Raw genomic sequence first — 1,421 nt, forward strand, 5'->3', positions numbered from 1 at the left:
GGTGACGTCCCAGGTCGTGGTGTAACGGTCGGGCCGTTGTCGGCGTGGGTGACCACGTCGGGGGTGGCCATCGTGTGATGGTCGGCGAGACCACGCCAATGGTTCTCGCGGAAGGGACACATCACACGATGGCTCTGGACCAGTCTGCCCTGCTGGACGTGCTCGATGCACTCAAGGGCGCCGATGTCGAGGATCGGATCCGGCAAGCAGCCACGACGATCTACCAGGCGCTGATCGAGGCCGAGCTGACCTCGGTGATCGGTGCCGGCCCGCACGAGCGCACCGATACCCGGCTGGCGCAGCGCAACGGTCACCGGCCCAAGACGGTCTCAACGGTGGCTGGGGACTTGGAGCTGCGCATTCCCAAGCTGCGCGCCGGTTCGTTCTTCCCGAGCCTGCTCGAGCGGCGCCGACGGGTGGACCAGTCGCTGTTCGCCGTGATCATGGAGGCTTACCTGCACGGCACCTCCACTCGCAAGGTCGATGACCTGGTCAAGGCGCTGGGCGCGGACACTGGCATCTCCAAGTCCGAGGTCAGCCGGATCTGTGCCGAGCTCGATGTCGAGGTGGCCGCGTTCCGGGACCGATCGCTGGCCGAGCAGCCATTCCGGTACGTGTTCCTCGACGCCACCTACTGCAAGGCCCGCGTCGATCACCGGGTCGTGTCGCAGGCGGTCGTGGTCGCTACCGGGGTCGCCGCCGACGGCCGCCGTGAGGTACTCGGCTTCGATGTCGGCGACAGCGAGGACGGCGCGTTCTGGACCGCCTTCCTGCGAAGCCTGAAGACCCGCGGGCTGGGCGGGGTGCAACTGGTCATCTCCGACGCGCACGCCGGCTTGAAGGCCGCGATCGAGGCGGTCCTGATCGGCGCGTCCTGGCAGCGCTGCCGCGTGCACTTTCTGCGCAACGTGCTCGCCCAGGTCCCCAAGGGCCACGCCGAGATGGTCGCCGCCGCGATCAGGACGATCTTCGCCCAACCTGACCGCGACCACGTGCGCGAGCAACTGGACACCATCGCCGGGATGCTCGGCCGGCAGCTCCCCAAGGTCGAGACCATGCTGCGCGAAGCCGCCGACGACATCACCGCGTTCACCGGCTTCCCGATCAGCCACTGGAAGAAGATCTGGTCGACCAATCCGCTGGAACGGGTGAACAAAGAGATCAAACGCCGCACCGACGTCGTCGGCGTGTTCCCCAACCCTGCCGCGCTGCTGCGCCTGGCCGGCTCGGTGCTGGTCGAGACCCACGACGAATGGCAGGTCTCCGACCGCCGCTACCTCTCCGAAGGCTCCATGGCCCTGCTCAACACCACCACCAACGATCAACAGGTAGCACCAACAGCACTCCTCACGGCATGATCAGCACAACTCGCTGACCCACACACGTGGACGACCACCTACACCACGTCACGGGACGTCACC

Annotated in this window: 1 protein-coding gene; it reads left to right on the forward strand. The window is 66.9% G+C overall.

Annotated features, from left to right (window positions below):
- Nucleotides 1-128: 128 nt before the first annotated feature.
- On the forward strand, nt 129-1,358 hold the full coding sequence (locus C1I92_RS32895) for an IS256 family transposase (RefSeq protein ID WP_111258831.1): 1,230 nt from the start codon (nt 129-131) through the stop codon (nt 1,356-1,358).
- Nucleotides 1,359-1,421: the final 63 nt, after the last annotated feature.

Source organism: Jiangella anatolica, from assembly GCF_003236295.1.
In the GTDB taxonomy this organism is placed as follows: Bacteria; Actinomycetota; Actinomycetes; order Jiangellales; family Jiangellaceae; genus Jiangella; species Jiangella anatolica.